At 61.4% G+C, this 1,201-nt stretch carries 2 protein-coding genes; both read left to right on the plus strand.

Features of this window, described 5'->3' with window-relative positions; genetic code table 11:
• On the plus strand, positions 1-755 hold a 755-nt coding region (locus V6C16_RS13735), incomplete at its 5' end, for a serine protease (protein WP_333543492.1).
• On the plus strand, positions 752-1,201 hold a 450-nt coding region (locus V6C16_RS13740), incomplete at its 3' end, for an SrfA family protein (protein ID WP_333543493.1). The genes V6C16_RS13735 and V6C16_RS13740, both read left to right, overlap by 4 nt.

The raw sequence follows: 1,201 nt of genomic DNA on the forward strand, positions 1-1,201 counted from the left end.
CGCCCCCTCAAGGCTTTGCCGCGCTTATGGAACAGGCCACGGTACTTGTGCTGGCCTTGCAGCCCGAGGGGCTTTCAATGGGTTCGGGATTTTTTGTATCTCCGAACCATGTGGTCACCAATGCGCATGTGGTCGGCCCCGCAGGCAAGGCAGTTGTTGTCAGCAAGGCTACCGGCGCGCCCCTGCCCGCCCGCGTTCTGCTGTCCACACAAAGCGCGGGCCGCGATTTTGCCGTGCTCGCCGTTGAAAACAACCCGGCCATCACCCCCCTGCCGCTGACAACCGATGTCTGGCGCACGGAAAAAGTCAGCGCATGGGGTTTTCCCGGTGCCGTGACCAATGATGATCCCAAATTTCTGGCCCTGCTCAAGGGCAATGAAGCGGCAGCGCCCGAAGTGGTTTATACCGAAGGCGTGGTCAGCGTCATTCTGGAGCGCAACCCGCCCCTTATCGTGCATACGGCTACCGTATCGCAAGGCAACAGCGGCGGGCCGCTGGTCAACGACAAGGGCGAAGTTGTGGGCATCAATACCTTTATAAAACTGGATGACGGATCCTACAGGCAATCAAGCCTGGCGATTGTAAGCGCCAGTCTTGCGGATTTTCTGCGCGCTGCGGGAATTCCCTTTACTCTGGCTGCGCCCACGCCATCAGGCCAACCGGGCCAGGGGCAGACTCCCGGACAGGAAAAATCCTCCGCCCCTGAAAAGACGGCGCAAAAAGGCGCAGGTAACACCCAGGGAGGCAAGCCATGAGCATACGTATCGCTGTCAGCATGCGTGGCCCCATGCGGGCGCTTGCCAGTCAGGGCATACTTGCCACAGATTGCCACGCCCAGCTCAAGGCCATACTGCTGCAAAAACTGGGGCCGGAACATGCCGCCCTGCTTGCGGAGCCGCAGCACGACGCCGAAGGCAGCAGCGTGGACTGGTATGCCGAAGGTCAGGGACCAGCAATTGCCCTCAAAGACCTTCCGGAAGAAGAAGCCAACGTCCTGCGCGCCAAGGCTGCGTCTCTGGCACGTGACATCGCGGCCCTTTCCGGTACGCTTACCACGGATGCGCAGGCACGCCAGGCCCTTTCCGGCCAATTGCTGCGTCTTGCGCTGCAACATCCGTCAAATGACGACATCTGGTCCGTGAACGGCCAGCCCGTGCTCGTCAACTGGGGCTTTGCCCCAGGCAGCGCCGGCGCTTCGCCG

The sequence above is a fragment of the Desulfovibrio sp. 1188_IL3213 genome (genome assembly GCF_036763145.1).
Lineage (GTDB): Bacteria > Desulfobacterota > Desulfovibrionia > Desulfovibrionales > Desulfovibrionaceae > Desulfovibrio.